We start from the raw sequence: 20188 nt of genomic DNA on the forward strand, positions 1-20188 counted from the left end.
TCCTATGCTCGCAGGGCTTAATAAGGTATCGACTTTGCATCAATCCTCTTTCGAAAAGACCGTGACCCTGGCTATGACCGGGGCCTCCGGCGCTCAGTATGGTTTGCGCCTGTTGCAATGCCTGCTGGCATCGAATGTGCGCGTGTGGTTGCTGTTGTCTGAGGCGGCTCAGGTGGTCATCAACACCGAAACTGATATGCAGTTGCCGGAGGGCGATGAGCGCGAGTTGCAGAATTTCCTCGCCGATCGTTTTGCCGCGCAGGAAGGCCAGCTGACCCTTTTCAGCAAGCGCGATTGGTTTTCCCCGGTGGCTTCTGGAACCGGGGCGCCAGCCAGTATGGTGATCTGCCCGGCAAGTGGTGGCACCTTGTCTGCGGTGGCCTGTGGAGCATCGAACAACCTGATTGAGCGGGCTGCGGATGTAGCCCTGAAAGAGCGCCGCCAGCTCATTCTGGTTCCCCGCGAGGCACCTTACTCCGAGATTCACCTGGAAAATATGCTGAAACTCACCCGCATGGGGGCCATGATCCTGCCGGCCAGCCCTGGCTTTTACCAGAGGCCCAGTTCGGTGGAAGATATTGTGGACTTCGTGGTGGCTCGACTGCTCGACCAACTGGGCATCGAGCAGAAGCTGTTGCCCAGCTGGGGAGAGCAGGATGGGCAATGAGATAAAACCGAGTATTACGATTCACTACTGTGTGCAGTGCAACTGGATGTTGCGAGCCACCTGGATGGCCCAGGAATTGCTGCACACTTTCGCCGATGACCTCAATCAGGTTGCATTGCAACCGGGTACTGGGGGAGTATTCGAGATTCGGATTGGCGAAATTTTGATCTGGGAGCGCAAGCGTGACGGCGGCTTTCCCGGTGCCAAGGAGCTCAAACGTCGCGTCAGGGACACCCTGTTTCCCGAACGCGACCTGGGGCATATCGACAATCCCTGAAAAAAGTTCCAATAAAACGGTGCGGTGGCAAATTTTAGGTTTGCTAATTCATCGCATAGGCGAACAATATGCGCGCCGCAATGCGGCCAGTTTTTAGTTTGGAAAGAAGCGGAAATTTATGCTGTCAGCTTTACAGAAGTCTTATGAATACTTGGTGACCAAGCGGCCCGCTGTGGTGTTGGTGGTTATCGGCCTGTTAACCCTGCTGGCAGCCCTCGGATTGTCCCGCCTGAAGATCGACGCCTCTGCCGATTCCCTCACTCTGGAAGCTGATAAATCCCTGGATTATTTCCGCGAGATTTCCGAGCGCTATGCCAGTGGCGACTTCCTGGTTGTCACTTACCGCTCCAAGACTGGGGACCTGTTCAGTGATGAGTCCCTGGAAACCCTGGGCAAGTTGCGGGATGAATTGGCCAAGGTAGATGGTGTGTCCAGTGTGCAGAGCATTCTCGATGTCCCACTGCTGTACAGCCCCAAGCTGGTTCTCACCGATATCAGCGATGAGGTGCGCACGCTCGCCAGGCCCGATGTCGATCGGGATATGGCCCGGCAAGAGTTCCTCTCAAGCCCGATTTATCGGGAGTTGATCCTGAGCCCGGACGGGCAGACGACGGCCATACTGGCGAACCTGAAACTGGATAGCCGCGGCATCGAGATGGTGCGCGAGCGGGATGCTTTACGCAGCAAACGCAATACAGAGGGACTGACTCCGGAAGAGGCCGTTCGCCTGGAGGAGATCAGCGCGATCTATCTGGCCCACCGTACTGAGCAAGAAAAAATTGCCCACCAGCGCGTCGATACCGTGCGCGCAATTCTGGCTGGCTACAACGGCGAAGCGGAGCTGTTCCTCGGTGGTGTCACCATGATTACCGCCGATATGATTTCGTTTATTAAAAGCGACCTGCTGGTATTCGGTGTGGGGATCCTCGCTTTTATCGTGATTACTCTGTTGCTGATTTTCCGCCAGCCGCGCTGGGTGCTGTTGCCGCTGATGACTTGTGTTACCACTGCGGTGGTGATGCTGGGGCTACTCGGCTGGCTGGATTGGCGACTGACAGTGATCTCGGCCAACTTTGTCGCACTGCTGTTAATTATTACCTTGGCAATTACCATCCACCTGGCGGTGCGCTATCGGGAATATATTGCCCAGAACCCGGATTGGGATCTTGAAAAATTAGTGTTGCAGACAGTGCGTTTTATGGCCAAGCCCTGCCTGTATACCGCACTGACCACCATCGTGGCTTTTGTGTCTCTGGTGGTGAGCGGCATTCGCCCGGTTATCGATTTTGGCTGGATGATGACGATGGGTGTGACTGTGGCTCTGCTGCTGTCGTTCCTGATTATTCCCAGTTTCCTGATGGTGCTGCCGAAGCGTGTGGGCAGTGTGAGTGCAGATAACTCCCACGCATTTACCCTGCAGTTTTCCCGCTTTGCCGAGCGCCACAAGTTTGTGGTGTTAGGTATTTCACTGCTGGCAGCCGTCGTGAGTGTGGTGGGCATATCCCAGCTGAAGGTGGAAAACCGCTTTATCGATTACTTCGATGATTCCACAGAAATTTATCAGGGCATGCTGGTGATTGACCGCCGCTTAGGTGGCACTGTAACCCTGGATATTATCCTGGATCAGCCCGAGGAGCAGGAGGTAGCTTTCGAGGGGGAAGAAGATCCCTTTGCGATGGAAGCAGAGGAAGATCCCTTCGCTGTAGATGAGGACCCCTTTGCCTCCGATGATCCATTTGGCGGTGAAGAGGAGTCAGTGGAGCAGAGCTACTGGTTTACGGTTGCCGGTTTGGCAAAGCTGGAGCAGCTGCATGATTACCTGGAGGAGCAGCCGGAGATAGGCAAGGTTCAATCTCTGGCGACCCTGTATAAAGTTGCCGTGGATCTGAATGGCGGTCCCCTCAATGACTTTGAGCTGGCGGTGGCCAATACCAGCCTGCCGGCCGAAATTCGCTCCGTTCTGGTAGACCCCTATTTATCTGTGGAGAACAACCAGGCTCGTATCACCCTGCGGGTGATGGAGACAGATCCCACCCTGCGTCGCGATGAGCTGATCCAGCGTATCTACAACTACGCTCACAATGAGATGGGCATAGCTCCAGAGAATGTTCATCAGACCGGCCTGTTGGTTCTGTACAACAATATGTTGCAGAGCCTGTTTAAATCCCAGATCCTGACTCTGGGTGCCGTTTTTGTCGGTATCCTGTTGATGTTCCTGGTGCTGTTCCGCTCTCTATCCATCGCCCTGATCGCGCTGGTGCCAAATATGTTGGCGGCCTGTGTGGTACTCGGTGGTATGGGGCTTGCGGGCATTCCGCTGGATATGATGACCATCACTATCGCCGCGATTACCGTGGGTATCGGAGTGGACCACGCAATTCACTACCTGTATCGCTTCCGCGCTGAGTTTGCCAAAGATGGCAATTACCTGGCGACCATGCACCGCAGCCATGCGACGATTGGCCGTGCCATGTTCTACACAGCGATCACGATTATTGTCGGTTTCTCAATTTTGGCGCTGTCGAAGTTTGTTCCGTCGATCTATTTCGGCCTCCTCACCGCGCTGGCGATGTCCGCCGCACTGTTGGGTTCCCTGACACTTCTGCCCTTGTTGCTGGTGATGTTCAAGCCGCTCGGCCGCCAGAGGCAAGCTGATAAAGTTGAGCCCGAGGCACCGATGCAGGAGGCGCCCAGCGCCTGAATCGAAGGAATTGGAAATATAAAAAAAGCCGGGATAACCCCGGCTTTTTTTATGGCTGCTTAACAGTGGGGACTCAGTCTTGGCGGCTGGTAATTTCCAGCAAGTGGTAGCCAAACTGGGTTTTGACTGGGCCATGTACCTTGTGCAGCTCTTCGGAAAATACGACCTTGTCAAACTCGGGAACCATCATTCCCTTGCTGAAAGAGCCCAGGTCACCGCCGGAACGGCTAGAGGGGCACTGGGAGTACTGCTCGGCAATTTTACCGAAGTCAGCGCCGTTCTCGATTTGCTGTTTCAGGTCCTGGCACTGCTGTTCATTTTCAACCAGGATATGGCGAGCGGTTGCTGTAGGCATGAAAAATCTCCGTTTGGTCAATTTACCGCAGCAGCTTAAAGGCTGGGTGTTGGGCTTGCCAGCGACAATTACCGCAAAGTGGAAAAACTTGCTCCCAATCCAACCGGTTGGCGGTAAAAAGTCTCTTAACCTGCCGCAGAGTTCCCTAGGGCGATGTTATCTTTAGGGTACACAAAAAATAATGAGTGATGACTTTGCAACAGATACCCCTTTTTCCCCTGAGTGTCCCTCTATACCCCGGCGTGACTTTACCCCTGCGGATTTTTGAGCAGCGCTATATTCACCTTGTCAGTGAGTCCATGAAAACCAATAGCGGCTTCGGCATTGTTTTGATTCGCTCCGGGGGCGAAGTGGGGCGCGCTTCAGTATGGCCTCTCGGTGTTTATGTCGACATCGTGGATTGGGGACAGGGCGAGGGAGGGTTGCTAAACGTGGAGGTGAAAGGTCGGCGTCGCTTTCGCATTGTCCACACCCGTCGCGCAGAAGATGACCTGCTTCTGGGGGACGTGGAATGGATACCAGATGAAGATGAAAAGCCGATTCCGGCGGATTGCGATGGTCTTCTGTCGGTGTTGGAGGAGTTGAAGGAGCGGGCACAGACGCTATCACTTAAATTTGAGCCGGTGGAGTCTGCGGACTCACTTTCCTGGCAATTGGCTCAGCTTCTGCCATTGGAGGATAAGGTTCGCACCGATCTGCTGGCGGTAGAAGATCCTCTTATGCGGCTTGCCACCATCGCCGAGAACCTGGACCGTTGGACGCGGGAATAGCTAGATACAAAGCTGTGCGGCCCGGTAATCGGCACTTTCAACCGAGTCTCGCTGGGTTATACTGCGCGGCCGACCGGATTTTGCACGGAGAGCCAAGTGACCGCCACAGACACCGCTGATCAGCAATCCACTCGCGCCAAGCTCGAACAGATGGGGCGCGCCGCCCGTACCGCCGCCAAACAGATAGCTGCCGCGGATACCTCCACCAAAAATAATGCTCTCAAAGCCATCGCTGCCCAACTGGAGACTCAGCGGGTGTCTTTATTGAAGGCCAATGCATTGGATATGCAGGCGGGTCGCGAGCGCGGCCTGGATGCGGCTCTTCTGGATCGCCTGGAGCTTAATGATGCCCGCATCGATGGCATGATCGAGGGCCTGGTACAGGTGGCAGAGCTGCCCGACCCGGTGGGAGAAGTTGAAGATTTACGCTATCGCCCCAGCGGCATTCAAGTGGGCAAAATGCGTGTGCCCCTAGGGGTGGTGGGCATTATTTATGAGTCCAGGCCCAATGTGACCATTGATGCAGCAAGCCTGTGCTTAAAATCCGGCAACGCCACAATTTTGCGTGGAGGCAGTGAAGCGCTGCACTCGAACAAGGCAATTGCCACCTGTATTACCGCTGGCTTGCGAGAAGCGGGTTTGCCGGAAACGGCGGTGCAGGTTGTCGATACCACCGATCGAGCGGCGGTGGGTGCCCTGATTACTATGCCGGAATATGTGGATGTGATTGTACCCAGGGGTGGAACCGGCCTGATTGAAAGGGTCAGTCGCGAAGCCCGGGTGCCGGTGATCAAACACCTGCACGGTGTTTGTCATGTGTATATCGATGATCGGGCTGACCTGGACAAAGCTTTCGATATCGCCCTCAATGCCAAGACCCATCGCTATGGTGTTTGTAACGCCATGGAGACACTTTTAGTTGCCGAGATGGTTGCGGCGGATATACTGCCGCGCTTGGCTAGTGCCTACGAAGAAAAAGGGGTTGAATTGCGCGGTTGTGACCGGACCCGCGAAATCATTCCTCACTGTGTAGCGGCGACAGAAGATGACTGGAGTGAGGAATACCTTGCCCCGGTTCTCTCTGTGCGTGTTGTTGCGGATATGGAAGCGGCTATGGACCATATTGCCTGTTACGGATCCGGCCACACCGAGGCGATTGTCACCCAGGATTACAGTCGCAGCCGCCGCTTTATGAGTGCTGTGGATGCTAGCTCAGTGATGATTAATGCTTCAACCCGCTTTGCTGACGGTTTCGAGTACGGCTTGGGGGCGGAAATTGGTATCAGTACTGATAAAATCCACGCCCGCGGCCCGGTTGGCCTGGAAGGGCTCACTTCGCAAAAATGGATTGTGTTCGGAGATGGCCATATCCGGCAATAAGCATTTTTCCCTTTGGGGCAGCGAGTGCGAGAGGTACGAGAAATAATTGTGGCGAGCAAAAGGCATACGTTGGCCCTGTTTGGCGGAACCTTTGATCCGATTCATCTCGGTCATTTGCGCATGGCGCTGGAGCTGCGCCAGGTGCTCGAATTTGATGAAATGCGCTTGCTACCCAGCCACCAGCCCGCCCACCGGCAGACGCCAGGTGTATCGTCCCGCCAGCGTAGCGAAATGCTGGCTCTGGCGCTGGAGGGGTGTGAGGAACTCACCCTGGATGAGCGAGAACTCCTTCGTGGCGGAGCTACTTATACGGTAGATACCCTGGAGGAGCTGCGCAGTGAGCTGGGAGGTGAAGCCTCCATCAGTTTCTGCATGGGACTGGATTCCCTATTGAGTCTGCACCGCTGGCACCGCTGGGAGCGCCTCTTGGAGCTGGCACATCTGGTGGTAGTAACAAGGCCAGGCTGGCACCTGCCAGATCGCGATAGCGAAGAGCATGGCCCTCTGGCAGAACTGCTGGAGAATCATCGGGGCACGGTTGCAGACTTGCATACACGAGCATGTGGTTGCCTGCTGTTGCGGGAGCAGACCATGTTGCCGATTTCCGCGACGCAAATTCGCGAATTAATTAAAAGTGGCCAGTCGCCACGCTATTTGCTGCCCGCAACTGTGTTGCAGTACATAGAAGATCATCGACTTTATACAGAGGTTGCTTCGGGCGACCCGCAATGAATCAAGGTGTTATGACAAATATTAAAGATATCGCTCTCAATGCGCTGGAAGATTTGAAAGGTAAGGATATTGTTTCCCTGGATGTTTCCGGGCTTTCAGATGTAATGGACAATCTGCTGATCTGTACTGGTACTTCCAGCCGCCAGGTTAAGTCCCTGGCAGAGAATGTTGTAGACGAGCTGAAAAAAGAAGGTATTCGCCCCATTGGTGTTGAAGGTGTCGAACAGGGTGAGTGGGTATTAGTCGACTACGGTGACTTGGTTGTTCACGTGATGCTCGCAGATGTTCGCGGTTTCTACGATCTGGAGAAACTCTGGTCTATGACTCCGAATACCCGTGACGATGCCGATGGCAGTGATCCGCACCAGGGTTAATTGCTGTGAAAATCCGCATTCTTGCCGCCGGTGGAAAAATGCCGGCTTGGGTGCAGGAGGGCTACGCCGAGTACGCTAAGCGCCTGCCCCGGGAAATTGCTCTGGAAATGGTGGAAATTCCACTCGGCCAACGAGGTCAAAAGAGCTCTGCAGCCCTGATTGAAAAAGCGCGAAAAAAAGAGGGCGAGGCGATGCTCGCCGCTTTGGGACCGCGGGATCACGTGGTAGCGCTCGATGTGAAAGGCAAGCCCTGGAGTACCGAGCAGTTGTCGGCGCAATTAAGTGATTGGCAAATGCTTGGGGAAAATATCAGCCTGTTAATTGGCGGGCCCGACGGTTTATCTGAAGACTGCCTCGCCCGTGCGCGCCAGCGCTGGTCTCTGTCCCCACTGACCTTGCCGCACCCGCTGGTGAGAGTGGTTCTGGCTGAACAAGTTTATCGCGCCTGGACATTATTGGCCGGCCATCCCTACCACAAATAAAGCATTTGCGATAAGTCGCGGAGAGATTTGCCGACTCGGTTCTCTCTCCTGACTCGCCCTGTGTTAATGTAGGGAATTAGATTTTTTGCACGCCAGTCAAAAACCATCGAATAAATTCTGATGCCGCACGATTACCATCTCAAGGACCCCCATACCGAGCAGCGATTGTTTCGCAATCGTATGTTGGTGGCGCTTTTGGGTGTTGTCTTCTTGTTGGGAGTCCTCGTTGCACGTTTCTATAACCTGCAGGTCGTCAATTATGAGGACTACCGCACCCAGTCTGATGAGAACCGCATCCAGGTGCGTCCGGTTGCGCCAACCCGGGGGTTGATCTACGACCGCAACGGCATTCTATTGGCAGATAATCGCGCCAGTTATAACTTGTCGATTGTTCGCGAGCGTGTTCGTGATATGGACGCGACCTTGGAGTTGATCGGTAATCTGGTGCGACTCGATGAAAACGATGTTGCCAAATTTCAGAAACGCCTCAAGCGCCGTCGCCCCTCATATGAGCCGGTGCCTCTCCGGTTTCGATTGAATGATGATGAAATTGCTCGGATCAGTGTTAACCAGTTCCGTATGCCGGGAGTGTTGGTGGAGGCGGAGCTGGTGCGTTACTACTCCCTGGGGGATCTATTTGCCCACAGTGTGGGTTATGTGGGGAGAATCAGTGATAGCGATCTGAATAACTTTACCGAAGATGATGTGCGTCGCTATCGGGGTACCCGCAGTATCGGTAAGGTCGGGTTGGAACGCTCCTACGAGGACCTTCTGCTCGGGGAGGTTGGTTACGAAAATGTTGAAATTAATGCTCTTAGCCGAGTGCTGCGCGTACTTGAGCGACAAGATCCCAAACCGGGCGCTGATCTGGTGCTCAACCTGGATGCTCGGCTGCAACAAGTCGCCTCTGATGCCCTGGGAGATCGACGCGGCGCAGTAGTTGCAATCGATGTAAATAGCGGTGGAGTGCTGGCGTTTGTTAGCAAGCCATCGTTCGACCCCAATCTGTTTGTGACCGGCATTAGCTTTGCCGACTATCGGGCGCTCAGCGATTCCCTCGATGTACCTCTGTTTAATAGGGCTGTCCAGGGTCGGTATCCACCAGGTTCTACTTTAAAGCCGCTGATGGGGCTCGGTGGACTCCAGGCAGGCATTATTTCCCGGGAGACTACGGTTAAGGACCCAGGCTTTTACAAGCTACCTAATGATCCCCGCATCTATCGTGACCACGTGCGCTGGGGGCATGGTGAAAAAGTAGATCTTGTGCAGGCTATGGCGCAAAGCTGTGATGTTTACTTCTGGGATATGGCGCACCGTTGGGATATTGATGATATGCATAGTATCGCCTCCCATTTCGGCTTGGGTGCCAAGACTGGAATTGATTTGCCGATTGAGAATTCTGGGCTATTTCCCTCTAGGGATTGGAAGCGTGGTGCCCGCGGAATGCCCTGGTTCCCCGGAGATAGTTTAAATGCGGTGTTGGGGCAGGGGTTTGTATTGGCCACGCCACTGCAATTGGCAGTGATGACTGCCACGATAGCCAATCGAGGAACTCATTATCGCCCGCAAATGGTCAAGTCGATCAACGGGGTGGAGCAGCCATCGGAGATATTGCATAACCTCGAGGCACGCCCGGATCACTGGGATCTGGTATTCGAGGGAATGGAGGCTGTAGTCAACCACAGTACAGGTACTGGGAAGCGGGCAGGTAAAGATCTGGATTTTCGCGTGGCGGGTAAGTCAGGCACTGCTCAGGTGGTCGGCATTGCCCAGGGGGCACGTTACGATTCCGAAGCGCTGCAGGAGAGGCATCGCGATCACGCCCTATTTGTGGCCTTTGCGCCTGTGGATAACCCCCGTATTGCCGTTTCAGTGCTGGTCGAGAATGGCGAGGGTGGCGGCAAGGTTGCTGCACCGGTGGCTCGGGAGTTGTTTGCGGAGTGGATGTCACGCCCGCAGCAAGAGCTGCAGAAAGCTGCGAATGCTACCCATTTGGGCGAGGGGGCGAGCAATGGCTAGTCGTGACTTCTCCCACCGTTTGTCAGATGTCCATGGAAGTCTGCGCAGACCGGTCAGCCTATCCCGCCGCCTGCATATGGATATACCGCTATTAGTGTTGTTGTTAGTGTTGGCAGCCTTGGGACTTGGGGTGCTATACAGTGCCTCCGGCGGTGATATGAATTATGTGCGACGCCAATCGATTTTTATGTGTGTAGCCTTTGTGGGCATGTTTATCGTTGCACAAATCCCCCTGGATTTTTACCGACGCTGGTCCCCCTGGGCCTATTTGGCCGGATGTGTACTCCTAGTTGGGGTATTGTTCTTTGGTACCAAAGCGATGGGAGCGCAGCGATGGTTGGAAATTGGTGGATTTCGCTTCCAGCCATCGGAAGTGATGAAGCTCGGTGTCCCCATGGCAGTGGCGGCTTATCTGCATCAGCGCCGGCTGCCGCCCTCGTTGATAACAGTGATAGGGGCGCTGGCAATTGTGGCAGTTCCCGCAGCCCTGATTGTGCGCCAGCCGGATTTGGGAACTTCAATCCTGATTGCGGCATCGGGCTTATTTGCCCTGTATCTAGCGGGGTTGAGTTGGAAGATGATCAGTGTGGCGGCAATGGCTTTACTGGTTGCCGCCTATCCTATTTGGCACTGGGGGCTACACGATTACCAGCGCCAGCGAATTTTGACCCTGCTCAACCCAGACGATGACCGTTTTAATACTGGCTGGAATATATTTAACTCCAAAGCTGCTATCGGCTCTGGTGGCATTTATGGCAAGGGCTATCTGCAGGGAACTCAGTCACAGTTGGACTTCCTGCCGGAGAGTCATACCGATTTTATTATCGCGGTACTGTCGGAGGAGTGGGGCATGCGCGGCGCCCTGTTGCTGCTTTTGCTATATGTACTGATTATCGCCCGTGGCATTTACATTAGCTTTATGGCCCAGTACGTATTTGGTCGATTGTTGGCGGGGAGTATTACCCTCACTTTTTTTGTCTATGTATTTGTAAACATTGGTATGGTTACAGGATTGTTGCCGGTAGTTGGGGTGCCCTTGCCAGTGATTAGTTACGGCGGGACATCCTTGATTACATTGATGGCCGGGTTTGGCCTTCTTATGGCTGTTGGCACGGAGAGGCGCAGAGTGCATTTTTGATGGGCACTGCACAGGGACAATAACCGGATTTAGAGACGCGAGATGAAGACAGGAGCGGTCGTTTTGAAGTGGACCTCGGGATTATTAATCGGGATGGGACTGGCCCTCGCTGCCTGTGCGCAGGAACCGGGTCATGGGGACAATAAACAAGCGCAACAATTCGTTGATTATATGGTGGAAGAGCACGATTTTAATCGCGAAGAAATGCAGACCTTGATGCGTGAGGCCAAGCGCAAAGACTCCATCCTAAAAGCGATCAAACGGCCAGCTGAGAAAGCCAAGCCCTGGCACGAGTATCGCAAAATGTTTCTCACCCCGCAGAGCATTGCTGGTGGGGTGGACTTCTGGGATCAAAATGCTGAGGCCCTGGCTGAGGCTGAAAAGAAATACGGTGTACCCGCTGAAATGATCGTCGCTATTATCGGTATTGAAACCCGGTACGGCGGTAATATGGGCGGCTACCGAGTTCTGGATGCTCTTTCCACGCTGGCATTTAACTACCCTCGTCGCTCGGCGTTTTTTACCAAAGAGTTAGAAAATTACCTACTGCTGACTCGTGAGCAGGATATGGACCCCCTGGCTCTCAAGGGCTCTTATGCTGGGGCTATGGGCTACGGTCAATTCATGCCTTCAAGCTACCGCTCTTATGCGGTGGACTTCAGCGACGATGGCAAGGCGGATATATGGAATAATCCTACCGATGCGATCGGCAGTGTGGCTAACTATTTCGTGAAGCACGGTTGGAAGCCCGGCGAACCGGTCGCGGTACTGGCCAGCCCCCGGCCGAATGCAGATATGACAATCGTCAACGATACTCTGCAGCCGCAGTGGACCGTTGGAGAATTGGCGGACAAAGGCTTTAACGCTACTAGCCAGGTGGCTCCGGAAATGCCGGCCAACGTATTCTCCCTGCAAACTGAGCAGGGAAAACAGTATTGGCTCGGTTTGAATAATTTCGCGACTATCACCCGCTATAACCGCAGTCGTCTCTACGCTATGGCCGTCAATGACCTGGCCCAAGAGATCGTTAAAGCGAGAGGCGGCAAGTCTTAAGGCGGCTTCAGTCCCGCAGCTAAATTTAACCCAAATGGAGGGAACCATTTGGGTTTTTAGCGTTCATATTTTTCTATTTTATTTAGCAGTTCCAGATAATAGCGGCTTGGAGACGGCAGCAATAAGTTGTCGCGCGCCGGGGGGATTATGTTTCAGTGCAAAGCGCGTTGGGGAGTGGCCCTGGCGGTCCTGATATTAGCGGCCTGTAGTGGCCCGCAGCCAAAACCACAGAAAACCGAAAACACCAAGCAACCGGACTTTAATAGCATCAAGGATAGTGGCCCTGCTGCTCCGGTAAATATGCAAGCAGCCCCTGAGCCGATCCCTGTCCGAGAGCCGATCGGCGACGCCGGCAATAAATCCCCTTATAAGGTCAACGGTGTCACGTATCGTGTACGCAATGACGTCAAGGGCTATAAAGAGGTGGGGCAGGCTTCCTGGTATGGAACAAAATTCCACGGCCGACGCACTGCAAATGGCGAGGTCTACAATATGTATGCCATGTCTGCTGCCCATAAAACGCTACCACTGCCCAGCTATGCCAAGGTCACCAATCTCGACAATGGCCGCAGTATTATCGTGCGGGTAAACGATCGGGGGCCCTTTGTGCACGGGCGCATCATCGACCTCAGTTATACTGCTGCGCAAAAGCTCGGATACATTGATAAAGGCATTGCTCGGGTTGAGGTAGAGGCTCTGGACCCGGCCGCGTTGCCGGCGGCCAATGAAGTACTGGCCAATAGTGATGGCACCGCTGGTTTGGCGGAAGATACGACTATCAAGTTGCCCGACAATACCTATCTGCAAGTTGGTGCTTATAGCAGTTCCGCGCAGGCCCAGGAAATTCGCACCCAATTGGCAGCGGCCATTGACTATCCTGTTGCTGTTAGTTCTGTTCAGAGTGGCGGCAAGACTTATTATCGAGTTCGAATTGGCCCACTCACCCAGCAGAGAGCTTTGGCAACAGCGCGGGAAACTGTTGAGCAAAAGCAATTTGGACAGCCACAAGTAGTTTACGAATAGTGTTGTGGGCTTTTGGGTATCAATAGGTAAGGGTGATATCTGCCTTAAATGATTGTGACTGATGCTATCGGCGGCAGTCATTTGAATACCCGTTCACAAAATAGTGCGCATTGACGCGTTTTTTCTTGTATTTTGTAATTTTGTAATGATAGGCGGCGTTTGGTGACAAGCTCTAGTGCCGCTGATTAACCTTGTAGATTTCGTTGCAGGTTAAGCCAACGAAAACGAGGAATGACGAGACATATACCTATGATCACACGGATTATCGCCTGTTCTTTCCTGTTGTTATGTGCGGGCCTGGCCCAGGCGCAATCTCTTATCCCTGCACCGCCTCAATTGGCGGCAAAGTCTTACCTGCTCTTAGATGCCAATACCGGTCAGGTCCTGGTTGAGCACGAGGCGGATACTCCGGTACCGCCGGCAAGCCTAACCAAGATGATGACGGCCTATATCGTTTCTGAGGAGATCCTTAAGGGGAGCATCAAAGAAAACGATATGGTTCGTATCTCTGAAAAGGCCTGGCGTAAGGGTGGCTCCAAGATGTTTGTCAAAGTGGGTGACCAGGTGCCGGTTATCGACTTGATGCGCGGTGTGATTATTCAGTCCGGTAACGATGCGAGTATCGCCCTGGCAGAACACGTCTCCGGTAGCGAAGAGGTCTTTGCCGAAGTTATGAACCAGCAGGCAGAGCTGCTGGGCATGGAAGATACTAACTTTGTCAACGCCACTGGCTGGCCTGCAGAGGGGCATGTAACGACTGCCCATGACCTGGGTGTACTGGCGCGTGCGCTGATAATGGACCACCCGGAGCATTACGATATTTATTCCGAGAAGTATTTCAGCTACTCCGGCATTAACCAGCCCAACCGCAACCGTTTGCTGTGGCGCGACTCCTCTGTAGACGGAATTAAGACCGGTCATACGGAAGAAGCAGGGTACTGCCTGGTGGCTTCTGCAATGAAGCGCGGCATGCGCCTGGTTGCTATTGTTGTCGGCACCGACAGTGATGAGAAGCGCGCCTCTGAAACCCAAAAACTGCTGGCCTACGGCTTCCGCTACTACCAAACCCACAAGGTCTACGGTCAGGGTGAAGAGTTGCAGACGGAGCGTGTCTGGGGTGGTAAAGAGCCCAGCGTGGGTATTGCCGTAGCTAAAGATGTATTCGTTACCATCCCCCGAGGCGGTGAGGAAGGCATTAAGGCCGACCTGATTGTGGATGGTGAGCTGGAAGCGCCTGTGCAGAAGGGCCAACCAGTGGGTAAAGTTGTTGTGACCCTGGATGGTGAGACTGTCGCCGATGTTAAAGCCGTTGCTGCCGAAGATGTGGAGCGTGCCGGTTTCTTCAAGCGCATGTGGGACTCCATCAAGCGCTTCGTAATGGGCTTTTTTAGCTAAATGCTGATTTAGGGATGGGAATGATTCCCATCCCTGTCCATCCCTCCCCACTCTCTGTCCACTTCCCCTTTTGCTCACTGTCCACTGCTGTTTAGCCGCTGTATAATCGCCGCCCGGCTGTGCCTAAGCTTTTCTCAATATCTAACAGCCCGGCCCCGGAGAGTGGTATGAGTCAAGATCCCAATCAAAAAGCCCCGAAAATTGAATTTCCCTGCGAAGACTACATGGTCAAGGTCGTGCGTGATGCCAATGATGAGGCGCACGAATTTGTACTGGATGTGATGCGTCGCCATGCCCCCGGCCTGGATGAAGAGCGCGTTACCTTGCGTGACAGTAGTACTGGTAAATTCACCTCAATGACTTTCTTTATCCTCGCCACTGGTGAGGAGCAGCTCAAAGCATTATTTGAAGAACTGAAACAGCACCCCGCTGTGCATATGGTGCTCTGATGACCATTGTTCGCGATCTTGCGCGGCGAGATTACAAGAGTGTCTGGCAGGCCATGTCGCGCTATACCGATAGTCGCGATGGCGAAAGTGTCGACGAGATCTGGTGTGTAGAGCACGAGCCGGTTTTCACCCAGGGGCAGGCAGGCAAAGCCGAGCACCTGCTGAATACCGGTGATATACCCGTGGTTCAGGTGGATCGTGGGGGACAGGTGACTTATCACGGCCCCGGCCAGTTGGTGGTGTACCCATTGCTGGACCTGCGCAGAGCAAAAATCGGCGTGCGTGATCTGGTCACTGCCCTGGAGACTGCCACGGTGGCAATGCTGGAAACTTTTGGTGTTGCAGCGGCACCCAGGGCCGATGCACCTGGGGTCTACCTCACTGAAGGCCCACGTGCGGGAAGTAAGATTGCCTCTATCGGATTGCGAGTTCGGCGGGGGTGCAGTTTCCACGGTATTGCCATCAATATCGATATGGATCTGGCTCCATTCCTGCGGATCAACCCCTGTGGTTACGCGGGGATGCAGATGGTGCAGATGGCTGAAATATTGGAACCCACCCCGAGTTGGAGCCAGGTCGCCGAGATTTTTGTACGCGAGCTGCTCCACACTCTTCAGTTGCCCGACGCCCAGTGGCAACCCATTGATGAAAAAGTATTTGCGCAGCTGAGCGCAGAACAGCAGGAATTAAGTAATGGCTGATAAACCCGACCTGGTGCCCGTTAAGCGCACTCGCCGCCTCCAGCAGGGGGAGAAACTTCGCGATGGCGATAAGGTAGAGCGTATCCCGGTGAAGGTAATTGCCAGCGATAACCTACTGCGTAAGCCTGACTGGATTCGCGTAAAGGTTCCCGCTTCAAAAGAAGTGGATCGCATCAAAAATATTCTCCGCTCACAAAAACTGTCAACGGTTTGTGAAGAGGCGAGCTGCCCTAATTTGGGAGAGTGCTTTAGTGGCGGTACCGCGACATTTATGATCATGGGTGAAATCTGTACCCGTCGCTGTCCTTTCTGCGACGTGGGCCACGGTAAGCCCAATCCACTGGACCCGGAAGAGCCTAAGAACCTGGCGGATGCCATTGCTGCAATGAGTTTGCGCTATGTGGTAATCACCTCTGTTGACCGGGATGACTTGCGCGATGGTGGCGCCGAGCATTTTGCCAATTGTATTCGTGAATCGAGAGCGCAATCCCCGAACCTGCAAGTGGAAATTCTCACTCCGGATTTCCGAGGCCGTATGGATGTAGCGCTGGACATTCTGGAGAAAGAAGCTCCAGATGTGTTTAACCACAATTTGGAAACTGTGCCACGCCTGTATAAAGAGTCTCGTCCCGGTGCTAATTACAAGTGGTCTTTAAAGCTGCTACAGGAATACAAAAAGCGCCGCCCTGACGTACTGACCAAGTCCGGGTTGATGGTTGGCCTGGGTGAGGAGAAAGAGGAAATTTTCCAGGTAATGGACGATATGCGCGAGCATGATATCGATATGCTTACGATCGGCCAGTATCTGCAACCGAGTAAAGAACACTTGCCGGTACAACGCTACGTCCATCCGGATGAGTTTGAAGAGTATCGCCGCTACGCCGAGCAAATCGGCTTTAAGCACGCGGCCTGTGGTCCCTTGGTACGCTCCTCTTATCACGCTGATAAGCAGGCCCACGGGGAGAAAGTGGGCTAACATAAGTTCAGAGTGGGGGAGTGGAATTTCATTTTCCTCTCCCTGTTTATTCTTTCGCTACTCTTCTACGAGAGTTCACTTTCTTTTTATCAGCTATTGGCAGTTAGTCGGTATAGCAGTGAGTTTATTTTCTTGATAAAGCGGATTAACTTTAGATCGCTTAATTGTCGAGATAAATATTTCTGAGATACGTAAAAGTTAATTGTTTCATTTCTAATATAGTGCTGTTTTAAGAAATCTCCATTTTCTATCTGGGGGCTTTTATAGTGCCTGTTGATGAGGCTTCTCCGTGATCTGACCTTGGACCTTTAAATTAAAAGGTTTAATAGTGGCTGTCTGTATATAGAATAATAATCTTTGACGGAAACATGTATTTAATGACCAGAGGCTTTTGTTGGTTGCGTGATAGGTTTCTGAATTGAATGTGGTTGTTTTTGATCAAACTCCAGTAGAAATAAAATTAATGTTTGTAAATACGAATTGCTCTCTGATTGGAGCAGCAATTTTAATTTGTGCCAACATCAACGTTTTTTACTAACGTACTTTGGGCTCTCTATTGGCCTAGCAAATTAAACTCTACTAGTAAGCATACTTTTGTTAGATCTTATGTCCCAATTAGAAGCTAGAAGCCCCTCTGTATGTGACTAACCGTCCGAGCTTTCTATGCGATAACAGTAATTGCACTAATAGGCGATCTTCAGTAACTTTAGATAAAACAATAACTGTCAGAGATTCTGCCTTTTTAGGTGTCTCATCTGCCATATTCAATGGGCTGATCTAGCCAAGCTAGGCAAAAGTCGTTATTTAATTACTTTAGTGCTAAGCAACCTTGGTAATTTTGTCTACGGTATGCTGCATATTGGTGCAGTCTACCCGGACATATAACGTTATCCATAATTAAAAAAACACAATAATCAGAGAGGACTAGCGATGACCCCAGAAGAAAAGTACGAGAAGGTGAAAGACCTGCAACCCTTGGAGATTCTTTACCGGAGGGAGGCTCAGCAGGCTGAAACCGTTTTTCTTCGCCAAATGCAGCAGCGCCAATGGAGAGATTATACTTGGGGTGAGGTAATGGATCGGGCTCGGAGGATCGCTGGCTATTTACGCAGCAAGTACGAGCCCGGTGATCGCATCGCTATTCACGGTAAGAACTGTGCGGACTGGATCATTGTGGACGTGGGTATCATGTTGGCGGGAATGATCAGCGTGCCACTTTACCCGGGCCAATCTGTCTCCTCGATGACCTATGTATTACAGCACTCAGAATCGAAGATGCTTTTTTGTGGTGCCACTGACAATAATGCTGCTCTGCAGGAAGTCGCTGATATGCTGCCTTCCGTCGCTATCCAGCGCTGTGAAATCCGTTGTGATCAGGACCTGGAAACCTTAATCAAAGATAGTGAGCGCTATGAGGAAAAACCAGTATTCGGTCTGGATGATATTTTCACGATCATGTATACCTCTGGAACTACCGGCAATCCAAAAGGCGTTATGCATAGCTGGTCTTCAGTGGTCTTTGTCTCTCCGAATATGATCCGCGGTTATGGAATGGATGAGAATGATCGCGTTCTTTCCTATTTGCCTCTAGCCCATGCCGCAGAGCGAATACTGGTTGAATTCCATTGCTTATATTCGGGTACACCAATTCACTTCCCAGAATCCCTGGATACTTTCCTTGAGGATTTAAAGCGCACGCGTCCAACTATGTTCTTCTCGGTTCCCCGGCTCTGGACCAAATTTAAAGAGGGGATTGACGAGAAAATTCCGCCGTCACTGCAAGAGGTGTTACTGCGCATTCCGGGAATTAATACCTGGCTGAGAAAGAAAGTTCGCAATGGCTTAGGGCTGGATGATGCCGAAATATTGGTTAGTGGTGCATCCCCTATTTCCATTGAATTGCTTCGTTGGTACCACCGCATGGGGATGAAGGTAGCGGATGGTTATGGAATGACTGAGAACTTTATTTATGGTTGTTTTGCACCGCCGGGAGAGGACCCGGTACCGGGAACGGTTGGTAAACCTTATCATGGATGTGAAGTCAAAATTTCTGAAGATGGGGAGATACTTTTCAAGAGTGACTCCTTGATGAAGGGGTACTATCTAGAGCCTGAAAAAACAGCGGAGGTAATAAGGGATGGTTATTACCACACAGGCGATTCAGGTTTTATTGATGCAGATGGCCTAGTTCATATTACCGGTCGAATTTCAGAGACCTTTAAAACCAGTAAAGGAAAATTTATTCAGCCCAGTCGTCTCGAAGGTTATTTTGGTAATGAAACATCATTGGCTCAGCTGTGTGTACTTGGGCATGGCATGGATCAGCCTGTGATGTTGGTGACTATTTCTGAGTCTGCTGAAAAATTAGCGCGTGAGGAGGTAAACGAGCATTTACAGAAGCTGCTTGCCTCCGTGAATGATAAATTGCCGCAACATGAGAGAATTAAGACCATCTTTATTACCAAGGAAGAATGGACACCCCTCAATGAGTTCTTGACGCCGACATTGAAAATTAAGCGAAAGGTGCTTGAGGCTCATTATCAGCCCTTATTTAAACAGCATGTGGATACCTTAGGGGTGGTGTGGGAGCCTCGTACTTCAGTTGGAGTGGATTCAAAAGAGGCTTCACTTGAGCCTGTAAGTTAATAAATCGAGTAGAAATAAAAAGCCCGGCGAGTTTTAAACCGGGCTTTTTATTGAATTATTAATAGTCTAATTAATGGGTGTAGCTCTGGCAGTGTTGGGAATTTCCTCTCAATCCAATTTGAATACTTTCTGCTGAGCACTCGAAGTCATCATTAAATTTGCAATCTTCCATTTTGCAGGCGCCGACACCGGCGGTGCGAGAGCTGCTTGTGTGGCGAGAATTTGTGAAGAAAGTGTCACAGTCGGGATCTGCGCCATCACCAATGGTAATTGCTCTGGCGTGGCAGGCATCATTGGCATTATAAGCGCATTGGCTGGCAGCACATTGACTGACTTCTGGCATATCTGTTGCGATAATCATGGCAGTCCTCTCCTTAATAGTAAGTTGGAGACTAGCTCAGCATACTTACATGTCAATGGAAAGCCATATGATCTGTAGGGAATTTTTACTTTCAGTATTTAGCTACAATATTTGTTGCTAAATGTTTTTTAGAATCTGATTTATATTGCAGAAAGTTATTTAGTTTGACGCTTCTTTTTGCCAGGTCATTAATAATAATTCTTTAGTCTCACCCGGTAAGACAACATTTGACTCGCAGTTCAAACCAAGCTTTTCTAGTAGTCGAATAGATGGTGTATTTTCTGGCTGTGTAATAGCAAGGATTCGCTGAAGTCCCAACTTCTTCTTGGCATATGCCATTACGGCTTGCGCGGACTCTAGAGCAAAGCCCCGACCACGGTAATCGGGCAAAAAGGCAAAGCCGATATCCACTCCATCGAGTCCTTCCCGTTTAACCAATCCGCAGATACCTATTGCTGTGCCATCTTTCAAAGATACTTTGTACATACCAAAGCCGTGCTCGCGATACATGGCGATAGGGCCGTTTAGAATATAGTGACGAGCTTCAACCTCAGTGCGAACTCCGCGATCGCCAATATTCTGCAAGAAGTCAGAGTCGTTAAGTAATGCCAGCATTAACATAGTATCTCGATCTTCATTTAACTCTTGAATAACCAAGCTGGAAGTTTCCAATTTGAGCATTTGATGAT

At 51.8% G+C, this 20188-nt stretch carries 20 protein-coding genes; 17 read left to right on the forward strand and 3 right to left on the reverse strand.

Features of this window, described 5'->3' with window-relative positions; all coding sequences use genetic code 11:
- Nucleotides 1-4 precede the first annotated feature (4 nt).
- The 3 genes from P0078_RS18945 (at nucleotide 5) to P0078_RS18955 (ending at nucleotide 3645) form a co-directional block, all read left to right on the forward strand.
- Nucleotides 5-667: a flavin prenyltransferase UbiX gene (locus tag P0078_RS18945; protein ID WP_444891899.1), complete on the forward strand. Its 663-nt coding sequence runs from the start codon at nucleotides 5-7 to the stop codon at nucleotides 665-667.
- Nucleotides 657-944, forward strand: a complete 288-nt coding sequence (locus P0078_RS18950; RefSeq protein ID WP_282931461.1) for an Rdx family protein — start codon at nucleotides 657-659, stop codon at nucleotides 942-944. The genes P0078_RS18945 and P0078_RS18950 overlap by 11 nt, the downstream gene beginning before the upstream one ends.
- A 118-nt stretch (nucleotides 945-1062) precedes the next feature.
- Complete coding sequence (locus P0078_RS18955) at nucleotides 1063-3645, forward strand: efflux RND transporter permease subunit (protein WP_282931462.1); 2583 nt, start codon at nucleotides 1063-1065, stop codon at nucleotides 3643-3645.
- A 73-nt stretch (nucleotides 3646-3718) separates the two neighbouring features.
- Here the strand turns inward: P0078_RS18955 and P0078_RS18960 are convergent, their stop codons facing one another.
- Nucleotides 3719-4000 (reverse strand): peptidylprolyl isomerase, encoded by a 282-nt coding sequence (locus P0078_RS18960; RefSeq protein WP_282931463.1) that lies wholly within the window; start codon nucleotides 3998-4000, stop codon nucleotides 3719-3721.
- A gap of 188 nt (nucleotides 4001-4188) precedes the next feature.
- On the opposite strand from P0078_RS18960, the gene P0078_RS18965 reads away from it, so the two are divergent.
- The 14 genes from P0078_RS18965 to P0078_RS19030 all read left to right on the forward strand — a co-directional run bounded on the left by P0078_RS18965 (nucleotide 4189) and on the right by P0078_RS19030 (nucleotide 19138).
- The gene (locus P0078_RS18965; protein ID WP_282931464.1) at nucleotides 4189-4770 is read left to right on the forward strand and encodes an LON peptidase substrate-binding domain-containing protein; all 582 of its coding nucleotides are present in this window, start codon (nucleotides 4189-4191) and stop codon (nucleotides 4768-4770) included.
- A 96-nt stretch (nucleotides 4771-4866) separates the two neighbouring features.
- Nucleotides 4867-6150, forward strand: coding sequence for a glutamate-5-semialdehyde dehydrogenase (locus tag P0078_RS18970; RefSeq protein ID WP_282931465.1), 1284 nt, complete (start codon nucleotides 4867-4869; stop codon nucleotides 6148-6150).
- A gap of 24 nt (nucleotides 6151-6174) precedes the next feature.
- Nucleotides 6175-6882 (forward strand): nicotinate-nucleotide adenylyltransferase, encoded by a 708-nt coding sequence (nadD, locus tag P0078_RS18975; RefSeq protein ID WP_282931466.1) that lies wholly within the window; start codon nucleotides 6175-6177, stop codon nucleotides 6880-6882.
- Nucleotides 6879-7256: a ribosome silencing factor gene (gene rsfS / locus P0078_RS18980; protein WP_238152049.1), complete on the forward strand. Its 378-nt coding sequence runs from the start codon at nucleotides 6879-6881 to the stop codon at nucleotides 7254-7256. Before nadD ends, rsfS begins: the two co-directional genes overlap by 4 nt.
- A 5-nt stretch (nucleotides 7257-7261) precedes the next feature.
- The gene (gene rlmH, locus P0078_RS18985) at nucleotides 7262-7738 is read left to right on the forward strand and encodes a 23S rRNA (pseudouridine(1915)-N(3))-methyltransferase RlmH (RefSeq protein WP_282931467.1); all 477 of its coding nucleotides are present in this window, start codon (nucleotides 7262-7264) and stop codon (nucleotides 7736-7738) included.
- A 120-nt stretch (nucleotides 7739-7858) separates the two neighbouring features.
- Nucleotides 7859-9757, forward strand: coding sequence for a penicillin-binding protein 2 (gene mrdA / locus P0078_RS18990; protein ID WP_282931468.1), 1899 nt, complete (start codon nucleotides 7859-7861; stop codon nucleotides 9755-9757).
- Nucleotides 9750-10895: a rod shape-determining protein RodA gene (gene rodA / locus P0078_RS18995; RefSeq protein ID WP_282931469.1), complete on the forward strand. Its 1146-nt coding sequence runs from the start codon at nucleotides 9750-9752 to the stop codon at nucleotides 10893-10895. Before mrdA ends, rodA begins: the two co-directional genes overlap by 8 nt.
- A gap of 42 nt (nucleotides 10896-10937) precedes the next feature.
- A complete protein-coding gene (mltB, locus tag P0078_RS19000; protein ID WP_282931470.1) occupies nucleotides 10938-11948 on the forward strand; it encodes a lytic murein transglycosylase B in 1011 nt (336 codons plus the stop codon).
- A gap of 147 nt (nucleotides 11949-12095) precedes the next feature.
- On the forward strand, nucleotides 12096-12971 hold the full coding sequence (locus P0078_RS19005) for a septal ring lytic transglycosylase RlpA family protein (RefSeq protein WP_282931471.1): 876 nt from the start codon (nucleotides 12096-12098) through the stop codon (nucleotides 12969-12971).
- Nucleotides 12972-13220: 249 nt separating this feature from the next.
- Complete coding sequence (locus P0078_RS19010; protein WP_282931472.1) at nucleotides 13221-14366, forward strand: D-alanyl-D-alanine carboxypeptidase family protein; 1146 nt, start codon at nucleotides 13221-13223, stop codon at nucleotides 14364-14366.
- Between the two features lie 167 nt (nucleotides 14367-14533).
- Complete coding sequence (locus P0078_RS19015; protein ID WP_282931473.1) at nucleotides 14534-14815, forward strand: HP0495 family protein; 282 nt, start codon at nucleotides 14534-14536, stop codon at nucleotides 14813-14815.
- Complete coding sequence (gene lipB / locus P0078_RS19020; RefSeq protein ID WP_282931474.1) at nucleotides 14815-15516, forward strand: lipoyl(octanoyl) transferase LipB; 702 nt, start codon at nucleotides 14815-14817, stop codon at nucleotides 15514-15516. Before P0078_RS19015 ends, lipB begins: the two co-directional genes overlap by 1 nt.
- Complete coding sequence (gene lipA, locus P0078_RS19025; protein WP_282931475.1) at nucleotides 15509-16492, forward strand: lipoyl synthase; 984 nt, start codon at nucleotides 15509-15511, stop codon at nucleotides 16490-16492. The genes lipB and lipA overlap by 8 nt, the downstream gene beginning before the upstream one ends.
- Nucleotides 16493-17422: 930 nt before the next feature.
- Nucleotides 17423-19138 carry an AMP-binding protein gene (locus tag P0078_RS19030; protein WP_282931476.1) on the forward strand — a complete coding sequence of 572 codons (1716 nt, stop codon included), beginning with the start codon at nucleotides 17423-17425 and terminating at the stop codon, nucleotides 19136-19138.
- Nucleotides 19139-19208: 70 nt separating this feature from the next.
- Here the strand turns inward: P0078_RS19030 and P0078_RS19035 are convergent, their stop codons facing one another.
- Both P0078_RS19035 and P0078_RS19040 read right to left on the reverse strand, forming a co-directional pair.
- Nucleotides 19209-19499, reverse strand: a complete 291-nt coding sequence (locus P0078_RS19035) for a DUF1540 domain-containing protein (protein WP_282931477.1) — start codon at nucleotides 19497-19499, stop codon at nucleotides 19209-19211.
- Nucleotides 19500-19658: 159 nt separating this feature from the next.
- On the reverse strand, nucleotides 19659-20180 hold the full coding sequence (locus tag P0078_RS19040) for a GNAT family N-acetyltransferase (protein ID WP_282931478.1): 522 nt from the start codon (nucleotides 20178-20180) through the stop codon (nucleotides 19659-19661).
- Nucleotides 20181-20188 lie beyond the last annotated feature (8 nt).

It is taken from the genome of Microbulbifer sp. VAAF005 (genome assembly GCF_030012985.1).
Taxonomy (GTDB): Bacteria; Pseudomonadota; Gammaproteobacteria; order Pseudomonadales; family Cellvibrionaceae; genus Microbulbifer.